Annotated in this window: 6 protein-coding genes; 4 read left to right on the top strand and 2 right to left on the bottom strand. The window is 63.2% G+C overall.

Going from position 1 to position 18084, the window contains the following annotated elements; all coding sequences use genetic code 11:
• Positions 1 to 9: 9 nt before the first annotated feature.
• Entirely contained in the window at positions 10 to 1788 is a 1779-nt protein-coding gene (locus EXW71_RS06975; protein WP_134656869.1) for an acyclic terpene utilization AtuA family protein, read from the bottom strand.
• Positions 1789 to 1941: 153 nt separating this feature from the next.
• Here EXW71_RS06975 and EXW71_RS06970 point away from each other — a divergent pair, with 153 nt between their 5' ends.
• Both EXW71_RS06970 and EXW71_RS06965 read left to right on the top strand, forming a co-directional pair.
• Positions 1942 to 2565 carry a TetR/AcrR family transcriptional regulator gene (locus tag EXW71_RS06970; RefSeq protein ID WP_123717541.1) on the top strand — a complete coding sequence of 208 codons (624 nt, stop codon included), beginning with the start codon at positions 1942 to 1944 and terminating at the stop codon, positions 2563 to 2565.
• A 92-nt stretch (positions 2566 to 2657) separates the two neighbouring features.
• The gene (locus tag EXW71_RS06965; protein ID WP_134656868.1) at positions 2658 to 3446 is read left to right on the top strand and encodes an ABC transporter substrate-binding protein; all 789 of its coding nucleotides are present in this window, start codon (positions 2658 to 2660) and stop codon (positions 3444 to 3446) included.
• A gap of 2 nt (positions 3447 to 3448) precedes the next feature.
• On the opposite strand, the gene EXW71_RS06960 is transcribed toward EXW71_RS06965, so the two are convergent.
• On the bottom strand, positions 3449 to 4000 hold the full coding sequence (locus tag EXW71_RS06960; RefSeq protein ID WP_034117025.1) for an RNA polymerase factor sigma-70: 552 nt from the start codon (positions 3998 to 4000) through the stop codon (positions 3449 to 3451).
• A gap of 302 nt (positions 4001 to 4302) precedes the next feature.
• Here EXW71_RS06960 and EXW71_RS06955 point away from each other — a divergent pair, with 302 nt between their 5' ends.
• Positions 4303 to 5055: a thioesterase II family protein gene (locus EXW71_RS06955; RefSeq protein ID WP_134656867.1), complete on the top strand. Its 753-nt coding sequence runs from the start codon at positions 4303 to 4305 to the stop codon at positions 5053 to 5055.
• A gap of 51 nt (positions 5056 to 5106) precedes the next feature.
• Complete coding sequence (locus tag EXW71_RS06950; RefSeq protein WP_134656866.1) at positions 5107 to 17994, top strand: non-ribosomal peptide synthetase; 12888 nt, start codon at positions 5107 to 5109, stop codon at positions 17992 to 17994.
• The last annotated feature ends 90 nt before the right edge of the window (positions 17995 to 18084 follow it).

Raw genomic sequence — 18084 nt, 5'->3', positions numbered from 1 at the left:
AACGCTCCTTTAGCTGAGTTGGTCGGCAATGTGCTGCGGCACGCCGATGGGGATTTCCAGCAGTTGCTGGGCAAACGCCTTGCCTTGCGGGTCGATGCGCAGGCTGGCAATACCGCCGCCGCCCAGAGCGTTTTCCAACAGGAAGTTCAGGCTGTGGCTGCCGGGCAAATACCAGCGCTCGACGCGGCCGTGGAGTGGGTCGAGCACATGGCCCATCCAATCGACGATCACCTCCGGGGTCAGCACTTCGGCGATCCACGGCAGGTATTCGGGGTCACGGGCGATCACCCCGATATTACTGTGGTTGCCCTTGTCGCCGGAGCGCGCCACGGCGAGTTTCACCAACGGTACGCTGGCGTCTGCACGGCCCTGAGGCTTGGGCGGATCGAGCGGCGCGGTGGGCGTGACGAGCGCATGAGCGGGCGGCAACGCGCAGGCGTGGCGCTGGCCCTGGAACTCGATCAGCGGCTCACACGCCGTTTTATCGATCAGGAACGAAAACAGCCGGATCAACGGATAGACCGAAGGCCGCCCGCCGACGATACCGGTCAAGCCTGGTGCCATGCCCGTCGCCGCCTGGGCGATTTCACGGGCGAACAGCTCCAGCGCCTGCTTGTTCGGGTGCCGTACGGCGAGCTTCACCACCACCTCGCGGCTGTCGTGGCGTTGGGCGTGGGCGCCGTAGGTGGCTTCGCTGCCCAGCAGTTCGATATTCACTTCACTGTAGGGGCCCCAGCCGCGCTGGATGAACAGCTCCGAGGTCTTTTGGATGATTGCCTGGCTGACGCGGTCGGCCTTGGCCACCGCATCGATCCCGGCGAGCAGGCAACTGGCGGTGCAGCGGAACCCGTCGAGGTAAGTGGCGCTGACTTTGTACTGCGCAGTGGGCGGCAAACCCTTGGCGCCGTGCAGGCGGACGCAGTTTTTGCCCTGTTGCTGCAATCGGACCTGGCTGAAATCGCAGATCACATCGGGCAACAGGTACGCACGCGGGTCGCCGATTTCATACAACAGTTGTTCGGCCACGCTGAGTTCACTGATCAAGCCGCCCGTACCGTCGACTTTGTTCACCGTGAACTGACCGTCGGCGCTCACCTCGACGATGGGGAAACCGATGTGTTCGTAGTCCGGCACGTCGCGCCAATCGGTGAAGTTGCCGCCGGTGCACTGCGCGCCGCATTCGATAATGTGCCCGGCCAGCGCGGCTTGGGCCAGGCGGTCATAATCCTGCCAGGACCAGCCGAACTCATGCACCAGCGCTGCGCTGACCACGGCGCTGTCGACCACCCGGCCGGTGATGACGATATCGGCACCCAGATCAAGCGCCTGGACGATGCCCGGGGCGCCGAGATAAGCGTTGGCGGACACACAGGCTGGCGGCAGGGGCGCGCCGTTGAACATGTCGGTGATGCCGCGCAGCTGTTTGAGCTGGGGGTGCAGGTCGTCGCCCAGCAGCACAGCGATTTTCAAGGGCACCCGGGCTTTATCGCAGGCCGCTTGCAGGGCAGCGGCGCACGCTTGCGGATGGATACCACCGGCGTTGCTGATCACGCGGATGCCCTGGCGCTGGATGTCGGCCAGCAGTGGCGTGAGCACGTCGACGAAGTCGGTGGCGTAGCCGGCCTGGGCGTTTTTCATTCGCGCCCCGGCGAGGATCGACATCGTGACTTCCGCCAGGTAGTCAAACACCAGGTAATCCAGCGCGCCGCCCTGCACCAACTGGGCGGCAGCAGTGCTGGTGTCGCCCCAGAAAGCGCTGGCACAGCCGATACGAACCGTGTTGCTCATGAGAAATCCTTCCTCGAATGGCTGACGTCGAGACTACCAAGCAAGCGCTTGGTTTGTAAACTCTCGACACAAGTTTTACCCAAGCGCTTGCTTGGGTGGCGGTCACAGCCTAAATTGCCGCCCAAGACGTCAGTAGAAGTGAAGGAGAGCAGCATGGATGAGCACAAAGCCCAACGGGTGATGCGCACCATGGTCGATGGCGGCCAATTGACCGACCCCGACAGTGCCCGGGGCAAGTTGCTGCAAACCGCGGCTCACCTGTTTCGCAACAAAGGCTTTGAACGCACCACCGTGCGCGACCTGGCCAGCGCCGTGGGTATCCAGTCCGGCAGCATCTTTCATCACTTCAAGAGCAAGGACGAGATCCTGCGTGCGGTGATGGAGGAAACCATTCACTACAACACCGCGATGATGCGTGCATCCCTTGAAGACGCGACGAACGTGCGCGAACGCGTGCTGGCGCTGATCCGCTGCGAATTGCAGTCGATCATGGGGGGCAGTGGTGAGGCCATGGCGGTGCTGGTGTACGAATGGCGCTCGTTGTCGGCCGAAGGCCAGGCCCAGGTGCTGGCCCTGCGCGATGTGTACGAAGCTATCTGGCTGCAAGTGCTGGGGGAGGCGAAGGCCGCCGGTTATATCAGGGGCGATGTGTTTATTACGCGGCGCTTCCTGACCGGCGCGTTGTCCTGGACCACCACGTGGTTTCGTGCCCAGGGCAGCCTGACGCTTGAGCAATTGGCTGAAGAAGCCCTGCTGATGGTGCTGAAGGCCGATTGAGGCGCAAGCTATTAATTTGGCGCCGAAAGTTGTCTCGCCTGGGAAAAACGCCTAGCTTATCGCCATCAAAGTGTTGAACGGTGTGTGCCTCGATGTTTTCGCCATGGCGGCTGGCTGCAGGACTTACATTATGGGCAGTGGGCACCGTAGGGTGGATGCCGGCATCCGCTGCGCAATTGGTGAGGATCGGTGCTGCGCATTTTCCGCCCTACACCGTGCGTCCCGAACAAGGGGCGGACACCGGCATACTGCCGCAATTGGTGGAAGCCCTGAACACGCTGCAAAGCGATTACCAGTTTGTACTGGTGCCTACCTCTATTCCACGGCGTTTCAGGGATTTCGAGCAGGGTCGGGTCGACATGGCGATCTTCGAAAATCCCGATTGGGGCTGGCAGGGCATTGCCCACACCAGCGTCGACATGGGCCTGGAAGACGCGGAAATCTTCGTCGCCCAGCGCGAGCCTGATCGCGACCAGCAGTATTTCGCCGACCTGGCCGGCAAACGCCTGGCCGTGTTCAGCGGCTATCACTACGCGTTCGCCAACTTCAACGCCGACCCCAAATACCTGGCCGAGCATTTCAATGCGACGCTGACCTATTCCCATGACAGCAACCTGCTGATGGTCGTGCGTGGGCGTGCCGATATTGCGTTGGTGACGCGTTCGTACCTGAGCGATTTCATGGTGCGCAACACGGACATGGCCGGGAAATTCCTGGTATCGGAACGCATCGACCAGGTGTATCACCACTACGCCTTGCTGCGCCCGAAAGCGCCGATCACCGGGGAGGCGTTCGCCGCGTTGCTCAAGCAGTTGCGCGATAACGGCCAGATGCTGAAGATTTTCGAGCCGTATCGCATTGATGTGATGCCGGTGCCCTGAAGCTACACCCGCCGAGCGAACGTATCGCTGTGGCTGCCCGATACCTTGCGGCAGTGCACCAGCGCATCCCGAATCATGAAATTCACCAGGGTCGGCGACACGCCCAGCTCCTTGGCGATGTCCTTTTGCGGCACGCCGTGCAGGCGGTACATCTCGAACGCATAGCGGGTGCGCTGCGGCAACTCGGTCAGGGCGTCGGCGATGTTTTCCAGGGTGTTGAAATTAATGTGGGAGGTTTCGGGTGATGCACCGTGAATCACCACATTCAGACCTTCCTCTTCCGGTCCCGAGTACTTGAGTTCCAGCGCCTGCTTGCGGTAGTGATCGATCGCCAGGTTGCGCACGATCTGGAACAGATAGCTCAGTTGCGCCTTGAACGATGAGGTGATCGTCGGCGCCGATTGCAGACGAAAGTAGGCGTCTTGCACGACGTCTTCAGCGCGGGAGCGACACCCGGTAATTCGCGCCGCAATCTTCACCAGGATCAGCCGATTGTCGACGAACGCCTGGAGAAGCGGTGAGTCGCACCTGCCTGTGGATACTTGTTCCGTCATGGAAATCACCTTGTCGCAAAAGAGGTTAGGGGAGGGCGTCCGTGCTGAAGCCTCCTACACATCGGGCAACAAATTATGCTTAATGATAATTATTGTCAAATGAGAGGAAGAACTAATCTTATGCTCATCTGCAAGGTGTGAACCGCGTCTCGCTCGTCCTCGGGGACTAATTATTTGAAGACACCGTCCGTTCTCATGGGTGACAGGTCCGTTAGCGAAACGGCCAGGGATCAACACCCGCAGGAGGGCGAGATGGGTTTTTACCGTGCAAGCAGCGTGTTTCAGTGGGGAGTCCTAAAACCATGAGCACGCCCACCCGTCTACGCCTGTTCTGCCTGCCCCACTCGGGTGCCAGCGCCTCGGTTTACGCCCGCTGGCGCCGCGCCTTGCCGGACTGGTTGCACGTGTGCCCGCTGGAATTGCCAGGGCGCGGCATGCGCATGGACGAGCCGTTGCAGCGTGACATCAAGGTCTTGGCGGCCCAGCTTGCCGATGAAATCAGCCGCAGCCTGGACGGTCCCTATGCGCTCTTCGGTCATAGCCTCGGTGGCCTGCTGGCCTTTGAGTTGGCCCATGCACTGAGCCTGCGCGATGTGCCCGCGCCGCTGGCGCTGTTCGCTTCCGGCACGGCTGGCCCGGCCCGTCGCGATGTCAGCGAATACGCCATCGAAAAGACGGATGAACAACTGATCGCCCGCCTGCGAGAACTGCAGGGCACCGCCGAAGAAGCCCTGGCCAACCCTGAATTGATGCAATTGATGCTGCCGATCCTGCGCGCCGATTTTCTGCTGTGCGGCAGCTTCAGCTATGGCGAGCGTGAGCCGCTGCGCATGCCCATCCATGTGTTCGGCGGCAAGCAAGACAGCGTGCGTGCCGACCAGTTGCTGGACTGGCAGATCGATGCCGCCAGTGGTTTCTCCCTGGACATGTTCGACGGCCATCACTTCTTTCTCGTGCAGCACGAAAGCGCGGTGCTGCGTTGCCTGCGTCGCTATGCCGATGAGCACCTGGCCCGCTGGCGCACTGGCGCGGCGCGGCAGCGGATCGCCGGCTGAACGCCTTCCAATTTCCGATTTTCCCGTAAGCCGATTTCAGGCAGGAACCCCATGATGGACGCCTTCGAACTTCCCCGCACCCTGGTTCAGTCCCTACAACGTCGCGCCGCGCAGACCCCGGACCAGGTCGCCCTGCGCTTCCTCGCCGAATCCGCCGAGCACTGTGTTGTGCTCAGCTACCGCGACCTGGACCAGCGTGCCCGCACCATCGCCGCTGCCTTGCAAGCCAATGCGGCAATGGGCGACCGTGCGGTGCTGCTGTTCCCCAGCGGCCCGGATTACGTCGCGGCGTTCTTTGGTTGCCTGTACGCCGGAGTGATCGCGGTGCCCGCCTACCCGCCGGAGTCCACGCGTCGGCATCACCAGGAGCGCTTGCTGTCGATCATCAAGGACGCCGAGCCGCGTCTGCTGTTGACCATCGCCAGCCTTGGCGATGGCCTGGCGCAGATCGACAACGCGCCGCCTGTGTTAAGCGTCGACAGCCTGGACACGGCTATCGCTGATCGTTGGATTGAGCCCGAGCTGCAGGCTGACGACATTGCCTTCCTGCAATACACCTCAGGTTCCACCGCATTGCCCAAGGGCGTGCAAGTCAGCCATGGCAACCTCGTTGCCAACGAAGTACTGATCCGTCGCGGTTTCGGTATCGACCTGAACCCGGACGACGTGATTGTCAGCTGGCTGCCGCTGTATCACGACATGGGCCTGATCGGCGGGCTGCTGCAACCGATTTTCAGCGGCGTGCCCTGCGTATTGATGGCGCCGGCGTACTTTCTCGGGCGGCCATTGCGCTGGCTGGAAGCGATCAGCGAATACGGCGGCACCATCAGCGGCGGACCGGATTTCGCCTATCGACTGTGCAGTGAACGGGTCAGCGACTCGGCCCTGGAACGCCTGGATTTGAGCCAATGGCGCGTGGCGTATTCAGGCTCCGAACCGATCCGTCTCGACACCCTGGAACGCTTCGCCGAGAAGTTCGCGGCCTGCGGTTTTACCCCGGACAGTTTCTTCGCGTCCTACGGCCTGGCCGAAGCGACCCTGTTTGTGGCCGGCGGCACGCGTGGTCACGGCATCCCGGCCTTGCGTGTGGATGAACAGGCCCTGGCCGCCAACCGCGCCGCGCCGGGGCAGGGCAGTGCGATCATGAGTTGCGGCACCAGCCAACCGGAACATGCAGTGCTGATCGCCGATCCGCAGAGCTTGAGCGAGTTGCCTGATAACTGTATCGGTGAACTCTGGGCCACCGGGCCGAGCATCGCCCACGGTTACTGGCGCAATCCAGAAGCCACCGCCAAGACCTTTGTGCAGCATGCCGGTCGTACCTGGCTGCGTACCGGCGACCTGGGTTTTATCCGCGACGGCGAGGTGTACATCACGGGCCGCCTCAAGGACCTGCTGATCGTGCGCGGCCACAACCTGTATCCCCAGGACATCGAACAGAACATCGAGCGTGAAGTTGAAGGGGTGCGCAAGGGGCGGGTCGCCGCGTTCGCGGTGCAGGACCACGGCCTGGAAGGCATCGGTATCGCTGCAGAAATCAGCCGCAGCGTGCAGAAAATCCTGCCGCCCGAAGTTTTGATCAAAGCCATTCGCCAAGCCGTGGCCGAGGCCTGTCAAGAAGCGCCCAGCGTGGTGGTGCTACTTAATCCTGGTGGCTTGCCGAAGACCTCCAGCGGCAAGGTGCAGCGCGCGGCGTGCGCCCTTCGCCATGCCGACGGCAGCCTCGACAGCTATGCGCAGTTCCCGGATGTGCAAGCTGAAGCCAGCCATGCGGCACTGGCATCGGAACTGCAAAAGCAGATTGCGGCGATCTGGTGCGAGCAGTTGCAGGTGGCCACGGTCGCGGCTGACGACCATTTCTTTCTGCTCGGCGGCAACTCCATCACCGCCACGCAGGTCGTCGCGCGTTTGCGTGAAACCCTGGGCCTGGAACTGAACCTGCGCATGCTGTTCGAAGCGCCGACCCTGTCGGCGTTTGCCGCCGACGTTGCGCAATTGCAAGAGGACGGCGGCGTAGCCCAAGGCGCGATTCATGCGCTGTCGCGTCAGGACGAGCTGCCCCAATCCCTGGCACAGAACCGCCTGTGGATCACCTGGCAGTTGGACCCGCAAAGCAGTGCCTACACCATTCCCGGCGCCCTGCGCCTGCGCGGTGAGCTGGATGAAGACGCCGTGCGTTTCAGCTTCCGGCAGCTGATCCAGCGCCACGAAGCCCTGCGCATACGCTTTTACGAGCGTGAGGGCCAGGCGTTCCAGCGTGTCGATAACACCATCGATTTCGATCTGCCAATCATCGACCTCAGCGACCTGCCGGTTGCCGAGCGGGAATCCCGTGCCCGAAAGATTCGTGAAGACGAAGCGCGCACTCCGTTCGATCTGGAAAAGGGCCCGCTGCTGCGGGTGACCCTGGTACGCCTGGACGACGAAGACCATCAACTGTGGGTGACCCTGCACCACATCATCGCCGACGGCTGGTCGCTGAACATCCTGATCGACGAATTCTCACGCCTGTACGCTGCCGCGACTCAGGGCCAGCCCCTGGAATTGCCGCCACTGGCCCTGCAATACGCCGACTACGGCAGTTGGCAGCGCCAATGGCTGGACGAGGGCGAAGGCCAGCGACAACTGGCGTACTGGCGGGCGCAGTTGGGTGAGGAGCATCCGGCCCTGAGCCTGGCCACCGACCATCCGCGTTCGGCGCAGCGCAATCACAGCGCTTCGCGCCATAGCGTGCGCCTGAGTGCGGACCTCAGCGAGGCGGTTCGCCGGACCGCCCGGGCTAATGAGTCGACCCCGTTCATGGTGTTGCTGGCGGCGTTCCAAAGCCTGCTTTACCGCTACAGTGGCCAGCGCGATATTCGCATCGGTGTGCCGAATGCCAACCGCCCACGCCAGGAAACCCAAGGCTTGATCGGGTTCTTCATCAACACCTTGGTGCTGCGCGCCGAGGTGGACGGGCGCCTGCCTTTCAATCAATTGCTGGCTGCCACGCGCCAATCGGCGCTGGGCGCGCAAGCCCACCAGGATCTGCCGTTCGAACAACTGCTCGAAGCCTTCCCTCAAGCCCGCGAGCAGGGCCTGTTCCAGGTGATGTTCAACCACCAGCAACGCGACTTGAGCGCGCTGCGCCGTCTGCCGGGCATGCTCGCCGATGAGTTGCCATGGCACAGTCGCGAAGCCAAGTTCGACCTGCAACTGCATAGCGAAGAAGACCGCAACGGGCGCCTGAGCCTGTCGTTCGACTACGCCGATGAACTGTTCGAAAGCCGCAGCATCGAGCGTCTGGCCGAGCACTTCATCAACCTGCTGCGCGCCGCGTGCGAGCAACCACAGCAAGCCATCGGCGACCTGAAGCTGATGCAAGGCAACGAGCAGGCTCCATGGAGTGAAGCGCCGTGCGCCCCGGCCACACAGTGGCTGCCCGAACGGCTCAATCAACAGGTTTCGGACAACACGGCGCTGGTCTGGCAGGACGGCAGCCTGACCTTCGCCCAACTGCACACCCAGGCCAACCGCCTGGCCCATTACCTGCGTGACAAAGGCGTTGGTCCGGACGTGTGCGTAGCCATTGCCGCCGAACGATCACCGCAACTGCTGATCGGCTTGCTGGCGATCGTCAAGGCGGGTGGCGCCTATGTGCCGCTGGACCCGGATTACCCCGCCGAACGCCTGGCCTACATGCTCAAGGACAGTCGCGCACACTTGTTGCTGACCCAAACGGCGTTGCTCGAACGACTCCCGGTGGCCGACGATGTCTGTGTGATCGCCATGGACAGCCTGCACCTCGACAGTTGGCCGACCCAGGCGCCGGGCTTGCACCTGCACGGCGACAACCTTGCCTATGTGATCTACACCTCAGGCTCCACCGGCCAGCCCAAAGGCGTGGGGAATACCCATGCGGCCCTGGCCGAGCGCTTGCAGTGGATGCAGGCCACCTATGCACTCGATGATACCGACGTGCTGATGCAAAAGGCGCCGATCAGTTTCGACGTGTCGGTATGGGAATGCTTCTGGCCACTGATCACCGGCTGCCGGTTGGTGCTGGCCGGTCCGGGCGAACATCGCGATCCGCAGCGCATTGCGCAACTGGTGCAAGAGCACGGCGTGACCACGTTGCACTTTGTGCCGCCGCTGTTACAGCTGTTTATCGACGAGCCGCTCGCCGCTGAATGCACCAGCCTGCGTCGCCTGTTCTCCGGTGGCGAGGCGTTGTCCGCCGAGCTGCGCAACCGCGTGTTGGCGCAATGGCCGGCCGTGCAATTGCACAACCGCTATGGCCCGACCGAAACCGCGATCAATGTCACCCACTGGCACTGCCATGTGGAAGACGGCGAGCGCTCACCGATTGGCCGGCCGTTGGGCAACGTGATCTGTCGCGTATTGGATGAACAGTTCAACTCCGTGCCGCTGGGTGTGCCGGGTGAGTTGTGCATCGGCGGTATCGGCCTGGCCCGGGGTTACCTCGGTCGCGCCGGGCTGACGGCTGAGCGTTTCGTTGCGGACCATCAGGGCACCCGCCTGTATCGCACCGGTGACCGCGCCCGCTGGAGCGCCGAGGGTGTGCTGGAATACCTGGGGCGGCTTGACCAGCAGGTAAAACTGCGCGGCTTCCGTGTGGAGCCCGAAGAAATCGAAGCGCGCCTGCTGGCCCTTGATGGCATCGCCCAGGCCGTGGTGCTGGTACGTGACGCCAAGCTGATCGGTTACTACACCGCGCCGGCCGGGCTGGACGAGCAGGCCGTGAAAAGCGCCCTGGCCGCCGAGCTGCCGGAGTACATGGTACCCGCGCTGCTGATGCGCCTGGACGCGATGCCACTCAGCCCCAGCGGCAAGATCGACCGTCGTGCACTGCCGGAGCCGGCGTGGCAGGTGCGTGAGCACGTCGAACCCGAAACCCCGCTGCAGCAGCAAATCGCCGCGATCTGGCGCGAGGTGCTGGGCCTGCACCGTATCGGCCTGCGCGATGACTTTTTCGCCCTAGGTGGCCATTCGTTGCTGGCCACGCAAATCATTTCCCGCACCCGCCAGGCGTGTGACGTCGAGTTGCCGCTGCGTACTTTATTCGAAGCCAGTGAGTTGGGCGCTTTTGCCGAGCAAGTCGGGCTGATCCAAGCGGCGGGCCAACGCAACCAGCAAGCGGCAATCACCCGGGCCGACCGTAGCGCGCCCGTGCCGTTGTCCTATTCCCAGCAACGCATGTGGTTCCTCTGGCAGATGGAACCGGACAGCCCGGCCTACAACGTCGGCGGTATGGCGCGCCTGCGTGGCGTGCTGGACGTGGGGCGTTTCGAGGCGGCGTTGCAAGCCCTGGTCATGCGCCACGAAACCCTGCGCACTACCTTCCCGAGTGTTGATGGCGTGGCGTATCAGAAGGTCTCGCGCCAGACCGGCCTGCGCATGGATTGGCGGGATTTCTCGGCGCTCACTCCCGCCGAGTGCCAGCAACGCCTGCAGCAACTGGCCGACCATGAAGCCCACACCCCCTTCAACCTGGAAACCGGGCCGTTGCTGCGTGCATGCCTGGTCAAGGCCGGTGAGCAGGAACACTACCTGGTGCTGACCCTGCATCACATCGTCACCGAAGGCTGGGCCATGGACATCTTTGCCCGTGAACTCAGCGCGCTCTATGAAGCTTTTATCGACGAGCGCGATTCACCACTGGCGCCGTTGCCGGTGCAATACCTGGACTACAGCGTATGGCAGCGCCAGTGGCTGGAGTCCGGCGAGCGTCAGCGTCAGCTGGATTACTGGATTGCGCAACTGGGCCATGAGCATCCATTGCTCGAACTGCCCGCCGACCGTCCGCGACCCCCCGTGCAAAGTCACCAGGGCGAGCTATACCGCTTCGACCTGAGCGACGCATTGGCCGCCCGCGTGCGTGCGTTCAATGCCGAGCGCGGCCTCACCCTGTTCATGACCATGACCGCCACTTTGGCCGTGCTGCTCTACCGCTACAGCGGCCAGACCGACCTGCGCATTGGCGCGCCGGTGGCCAACCGTATCCGCCCGGAAAGCGAAGGGTTGATCGGCGCGTTCCTCAACACTCAGGTACTGCGTTGCCAACTCAATGGACAGATGCGTGTCGGCGAGCTGTTCGAGCAGGTGCGCCACACCGTGATCGAAGGCCAGTCCCACCAGGACCTGCCGTTCGACCATCTGGTGGAAGCCCTGCAACCCACCCGCAGCGCGGCATACAACCCGCTGTTCCAGGTGATGTGCAACGTGCAGCGCTGGGAATTCCAGCAAAGCCGCCAACTGGCCGGCATGACTGTCGAGTACCTGGCCAACGATGCCCGTGCCACCAAGTTTGACTTGAACCTGGAAGTCACCGACCTCGACCAGCGCTTGGGTTGCTGCCTGACCTACAGCACCGACCTGTTCGACGAACCGCGTATTGCACGCATGGCCGAGCATTGGCGCAACTTGCTGGAAGCCTTGATCGGCGATCCGCAACAGCGCCTCAGCGAGCTGCCGCTGCTCACCGCTGACGAGCAGCGTGCGTTGCAGGGCAGCTTGGGCCGTGAGGCTGGCGAGCACCGTCTCGACCAGTGCCTCCACGGCCTGTTCGGCCGGCAGGCGGCGGTGCGCGGCGATGCGCCCGCGCTGACCTTTGCCGGGGAGACCCTCAGCTACCGCGAACTGGATGAGCGTGCCAATCGCCTGGCCTGGATGCTGCGCGAGCGCGGTGTTGGCCCGCAGGTGCGCGTGGGTCTTGCGCTGCCACGTTCTCTGGAAATGGTCGTCGGCCTGCTGGCGATCCTCAAGGCCGGTGGCGCCTATGTGCCGCTGGACCCGGAATACCCGCTGGACCGTTTGCACTACATGATCGAAGACAGCGGCATTGGCCTGTTGCTCAGTGATGCGGCGATGTTCGCGGCCCTGGGCGAGTTGCCGGCCACGGTGGCGTGCTGGTGCCTGGAAGAGGACCTGCCAGTGCTGGCCAACTATCCGGCGACCGAGCTGCCATTTATCAGCCTGCCACAGCATCAGGCGTACCTGATCTACACCTCCGGTTCCACCGGCAAGCCCAAAGGCGTGGTGGTGTGCCACGGCGAAATCGCCATGCATTGCCTGGCGGTGATCGAACGTTTCGGTATGCGGGCGGATGACTGTGAGCTGCACTTTTATTCGATCAATTTCGACGCCGCCACCGAGCGTTTGCTGGTGCCGCTGCTCAGCGGTGCGCAGGTGGTATTGCGCGCCCAAGGCCAATGGGACGCTGAAGAAATCTGCGGGCTGATCCGCACCCATCGCATCAACATCCTGGGCTTCACGCCGAGCTACGGCAGCCAGTTAGCGCAATGGCTGGCGACCCAGCATCAGACCTTGCCGGTACGCATGTGCATCACCGGAGGCGAAGCGCTGACCGGTGAGCACTTGCAGCGCATTCGCGCGGCGTTCCAACCGGAGGTGTTCTTCAACGCCTACGGCCCGACCGAAACCGTGGTGATGCCGCTGGCCAGCCTGGCGCCGCAGCAGTTGGAGGCGGGCGCCGCCAGCGTGCCGATCGGCAGCATTATCGGTGACCGCGTGGCGTACATTCTCGACGCCGACCTGGCCCTGGTGCCCCAAGGCGCCACGGGTGAGTTGTACGTCGGCGGTGCCGGCCTGGCCCAGGGTTATCACCAGCGTGCGGGCATGACGGCGGAACGTTTTGTTGCCGACCCCTTCGCGGCCCATGGCGGCCGCCTGTATCGCACCGGCGACCTGGTACGCCAACGCGCCGACGGCCTGGTGGAGTATCTGGGCCGTATCGATCATCAGGTGAAGATCCGCGGCTTCCGCATCGAACTGGGTGAGATCGAAACCCGCCTGCTGGAGCACGCGGCCGTGCGCGAAGTCGTGGTGCTGGCGCTGGACTCGCCGAGCGGCAAACAACTGGTGGCGTATCTGGTCAGCGACGCCGACCACGGCAGCTTGCGCGAAGCGCTCAAGACTCACCTCAGGGCGCAATTGCCGGACTACATGGTGCCCGCGCACCTGATCGTGCTCGACAGCATGCCATTGACCGCCAACGGCAAGCTCGACCGTCGCGCCCTGCCGCAACCGGACCCCGAAGCCAATCGCCAACAGTACGTAGCGCCGCGTAGCGAGCTGGAGCAAACCCTGGCGGCGATCTGGGGCGCGGTATTGAACGTGCAGCCAGTCGGGCTGGACGATAACTTTTTCGAGCTGGGCGGTGATTCGATCCTGTCGATCCAGGTGGTCAGCCGTGCGCGGCAGGCGGGGATTCATTTCAGCCCGCGCGATCTGTTCCAGCACCAGACGGTGCACACCCTGGCCGCCGTTGCCACGCGCTCTGAGCGGATCACCGCCGAACAGGGCCTGCTCACCGGCAGCTCGGGGCTCACGCCGATCCAGCATTGGTTCTTCGAAACCGAGATTCCCAACCGCCAGCACTGGAACCAGGCGCTGCTGCTCCAGCCTCTGCAACTGCTCGACCCGCGCCGCCTGGAGCAAGCCTTGCTGGCGGTGTTGGAACACCACGACGCCCTGCGCCTGAGCTTCACCCAACGCGATGCCCAATGGCACGCCGAGCACTTGGCGGTACCCGAAGGCGGTGTGCTGATGCAGGCGCACGTGCGCGATATGGATCAATGCACGGCGCTGTTCACCGACACTCAGCGCAGCCTCGACCTGGCCAACGGGCCGCTGCTGCGTGCCTTGCTGGTGGATGGCCCGCAAGGTCAACAACGGCTGCTGATCGCGATCCATCACCTGGTGGTGGACGGCGTGTCGTGGCGTGTATTGCTCGAAGACCTGCAAACGGTCTACCGCCAACTGAGCGACGGCCAGTCCGTCAGCCTGCCGGCCAAGACCAGTGCGCTACGCGATTGGGCGGCACGCTTGCAGGCGTATGCCGGCAGCGAGTCCCTGCGCGAAGAATTGGGTGTATGGCAGGCGCAACTGGCAGGCCCATCGGTGGCGTTGCCGGTGGATCGCCCGCACGGTTCGCTGCGCAACCGCGATGCTGATACGGTCAGTGTGCGGCTGGATGCCGAGTCCACCCGGCAACTGCTGCAACAGGCGCCGAGTGCCTATCGCACCCAGGTCAATGATTTGCTGTTGACGGCCCTGGCGCGTGTTTTGTGTCGCTGGAGCGGTCACGATTCGGCATTGATTCAGTTGGAAGGCCATGGGCGCGAAGCGCTGTTCGACGAGGTCGACCTGACCCGCACGGTGGGTTGGTTCACCAGTGCCTATCCGCTGCGCCTCACTCCGCTTGAAGAGCAGGGCGCATCGATCAAGGCAATCAAGGAGCAACTGCGCGGCGTGCCGCACAAAGGGTTGGGCTACGGTGTGCTGCGCTATCTGGCGGACGACCTGTGCAAACGCAGCATGGCGGCATTGCCAGACGCTGACATCACCTTCAACTACCTTGGCCAGTTTGACCAGAGCTTCGGTGCCGATGCACTGTTCCATCCGCTGGATGAGTCCGCCGGCCTGGCCCATGACCCGGATGCACCGCTGCCCAATGAGCTGAGCGTCGACAGCCAGGTCTACGGCGGGGAGCTGGTACTGCGCTGGACCTTCAGCCGTGAGCGTCACGACCCTCAGACCATCCGCCAACTGGCCGATGGGTACCTGGCCGAATTGCACAGCCTGATCGCGCACTGCCTCAAAGACGATGCCGGTGGCCTCACGCCGTCCGACTTCCCCCTGGCGCACCTGACCCAGGCACAACTGGATGGCTTGCCGGTTCCCGCCAATGCCATCGAGGACGTCTACCCGCTGACGCCGATGCAAGAGGGCCTGTTGCTGCATACCTTGCTGGAACCGGGCACCGGTCTCTACTACATGCAGGACCGCTACCGCATCAACAGCGCCCTGGACCCGCAGCGTTTCGCCCAGGCCTGGCAGGCAGTGATCTCCCGTCACGAAGCCTTGCGTGCGTCGTTCTGCTGGAACGTCGGCGAAGACATGCTGCAAGTGATCCACAAGCCGGGCAGCACGCCGATTGAATACCTGGACTGGAGCAAAGACCCTGAGGAGGAGCAGGAACCGCGCCTGCAAGCCTTGCTCAAGGCTGAGCGCGAAGCCGGTTTCGATCTGCTCAACCAGGCGCCGTTCCACTTGCGTCTGATCCGTGTCGGCGCTGAGCGCTACTGGTTCATGATGAGCAACCACCACATCCTCATCGATGCCTGGTGCCGCTCGTTGCTGATGAATGACTTCTTCGAAATCTATATGGCACTGGGGGAGGGCCGCGAAGCGCAACTGGCCACGCCGCCGCGTTATCGCGACTACATCGCCTGGCTGCAACGCCAGAACCTCAACGAGGCACGCCAGTGGTGGCAGCAGAACCTGCAAGGGTTCGAGCGCACCACGCCGATCCCGAGCGACCGGCCGTTCCTGCGCGAACACGCAGGCCATAGCGGCGGCATGGTGGTGGGCGATTGCTACACCCGGCTCGATGCCCGCGACGGCGCACAACTGCGCGAACTGGCCCAGGCCCATCAGCTCACCGTCAATACCTTCGCCCAGGCCGCGTGGGCCTTGGTGTTGCGCCGTCTGAGCGGCGACCGTGATGTGCTGTTCGGCGTCACCGTGGCGGGTCGCCCGGTGGAAATGCCGGAGATGCAACGCACGGTCGGTCTGTTCATCAACAGTATTGCGTTGCGCGTGAAACTGCCTGAGGACGATCAGCGCTGCAGCGTGCGCCAGTGGTTGAGCGGCCTGCTCGACAGCAACATGCAGCTGCGTGAATACGAATACCTGCCGCTGGTGACGATCCAGGAACACAGTGAGTTGCCCAAGGGCCAGCCGCTGTTCGACAGCCTGTTCGTGTTCGAAAACGCCCCGGTGGAAGTGTCGGTGCTGGACCGCGCACAAAGCCTGAACGCCACTTCGGACTCCGGCCGCACCCACACCAACTTCCCGTTGACCGCCGTGTGCTACCCCGGCGATGACCTGGGTTTGCACCTGTCCTATGACCAGCGTTATTTCGATGAAACCACCGTGCAAGGCATGCTCGGCGAATTCAAGCGCCTGCTGTTGGCGCTGGTGCAGGGCTTCCATGGCGACATGGCCGACCTGCCACTGATTGGCGAGCAGGAGCGCGATTTCCTGGTGGAGGGCTGTAACCAGAGCAAACAGGCCTACCCGCTGGAACGCAGCTATATCGAGCTGTTCGAAGAACAGGTGGCTGCCCATCCACAACGGATTGTCGTCAGTTGCCTGGAGCAGCGTTGGACCTATGACGAGCTGAACCGCCGCAGTAACGGCCTGGGCTACGCGCTGATCGCCGCAGGCGTCGGCCTGGACCAACCGGTGGCGTTGCTGGCCGAGCGTAGCCTCGACCTGCTGGGCATGATCATCGGCAGCTTCAAGGCCGGTGCCGGCTACCTGCCGCTCGACCCGGGCCTGCCGAGCCAGCGTCTGCGCAGCATCATCGACTTGAGCCGCACACCGCTGCTGGTGTGCACCGAGGCGTGCCGCGAGCTGGCCATCGAACTGCTGGAGGGCTTCGACTGCCAGTTGCTGGTGTGGGAGGAAGTACCGGCACGTGGGGAAAACCCAGGCATCTACAGCGCCCCGGATAACCTCGCCTATGTGATCTATACCTCGGGCTCCACGGGTCTGCCCAAAGGCGTGATGGTGGAGCAGCGCGGCATGCTCAATAACCAGTTGAGCAAGGTGCCGTACCTGGCCTTGGGCGACGCTGACGTGATTGCGCAAACCGCTTCGCAGAGTTTCGATATTTCCGTGTGGCAGTTCCTCGCCGCGCCGCTGTTTGGCGCGCGGGTGGACATCGTACCGAACGCCATCGCTCATGATCCGCAGGGATTGCTGGCGCACGTTCAGGCCCACGGCATTACCGTGCTGGAAAGCGTGCCATCGCTGATCCAGGGCATGCTGGCGCAGGAGCGCATGAGCCTGGATGGGCTGCGCTGGATGCTGCCGACGGGTGAGGCCATGCCGCCGGAACTGGCGCACCAATGGCTGCTGCGCTACCCGCAGATTGGCTTGGTGAATGCTTATGGCCCGGCGGAATGCTCGGACGATGTGGCGTTTTTCCGTGTCGACGTGGCGGCTACTCGCGGTACTTACCTGCCGATTGGTACACCGACCGACAACAATCGTTTGTACGTGCTCGATGGTGCCTTGGAGTTGGTGCCCCAAGGCGCTGTGGGTGAACTGTGCGTTGCCGGCACCGGCGTCGGTCGCGGTTATGTCAGCGACCCGCTGCGCACCGCGCCGGTGTTTGTGCCGAACCCCTTTGGCGCACCGGGCGAACGTCTCTACCGCACGGGTGACCTGGCGCGTCGGCGCAGCGATGGCGTGCTGGAGTACGTCGGGCGTATCGACCATCAGGTGAAGATCCGCGGCTACCGCATCGAACTGGGTGAAATCGAAGCGCGCCTGCACGAACAACCGGAAGTGCGCGATGCGGCCGTCGGCGTGCAGGAGGGCGTCAACGGCAAGCACTTGGTGGGTTACTTGGTGGCCGCCGATGAGAGCCTCAAGCCCGGTGATCGCCTGGACCGCATCAAGCAACGCCTGCGCGCCGAGCTGCCGGAATACATGGTGCCGCTGCACTGGCTGTGGCTCGACCACCTGCCGCTCAACGCCAACGGCAAACTCGACCGCAACGCCTTGCCGGCCCTCGAGATCGGCCAGTTGCACAGCCAGGATTACCTGGCTGCGCGCAACGCGCTGGAGCAAACCCTGGCCGATATCTGGGCCGAGGTGCTCAAGGTCGAGCGTGTTGGGGTGCACGACAACTTCTTCGAACTCGGCGGGCATTCATTGCTGGCCACGCAGATTGCCTCGCGGGTGCAGAAGACCTTGCAGCGCGATGTACCGCTGCGGGCGATGTTCGAGTGCAGCACGGTGGCGGAGCTGGCTGAGTATATCGACGGGTTGGCGGCCAATGAGATCAGTGCTGAGAAGGTGGATAGGTTGAGTGATTTGATGGCGGAATTGGAGGGATTCTGAGGCGGCCGTTGGTCGGATACAGCGTGACGTTGCGTCGGAACTGTCAATTCTGACAGTAGGCAGGCGCCTGCTCCAAGCATCTGATAAGTC

Source organism: Pseudomonas sp. BCA17, from assembly GCF_004519405.1.
In the GTDB taxonomy this organism is placed as follows: domain Bacteria; phylum Pseudomonadota; class Gammaproteobacteria; order Pseudomonadales; family Pseudomonadaceae; genus Aquipseudomonas.
The sequence above is the reverse complement of the archived record's forward strand: the minus strand, read 5'-3'. Positions and strand labels throughout refer to the sequence as shown.

What these genes read in the sequence shown, in the direction of transcription:
- EXW71_RS06975 (WP_134656869.1), bottom strand. Translation starts at nt 1,788, where the DNA reads ATGAGCAACACGGTTCGTATCGGCTGTGCCAGCGCTTTCTGGGGCGAC.
- EXW71_RS06965 (WP_134656868.1), top strand. Translation starts at nt 2,658, where the DNA reads ATGTTTTCGCCATGGCGGCTGGCTGCAGGACTTACATTATGGGCAGTG.
- EXW71_RS06960 (WP_034117025.1), bottom strand. Translation starts at nt 4,000, where the DNA reads ATGACGGAACAAGTATCCACAGGCAGGTGCGACTCACCGCTTCTCCAG.
- EXW71_RS06955 (WP_134656867.1), top strand. Translation starts at nt 4,303, where the DNA reads ATGAGCACGCCCACCCGTCTACGCCTGTTCTGCCTGCCCCACTCGGGT.
- EXW71_RS06970 (WP_123717541.1), top strand. Translation starts at nt 1,942, where the DNA reads ATGGATGAGCACAAAGCCCAACGGGTGATGCGCACCATGGTCGATGGC.
- EXW71_RS06950 (WP_134656866.1), top strand. Translation starts at nt 5,107, where the DNA reads ATGATGGACGCCTTCGAACTTCCCCGCACCCTGGTTCAGTCCCTACAA.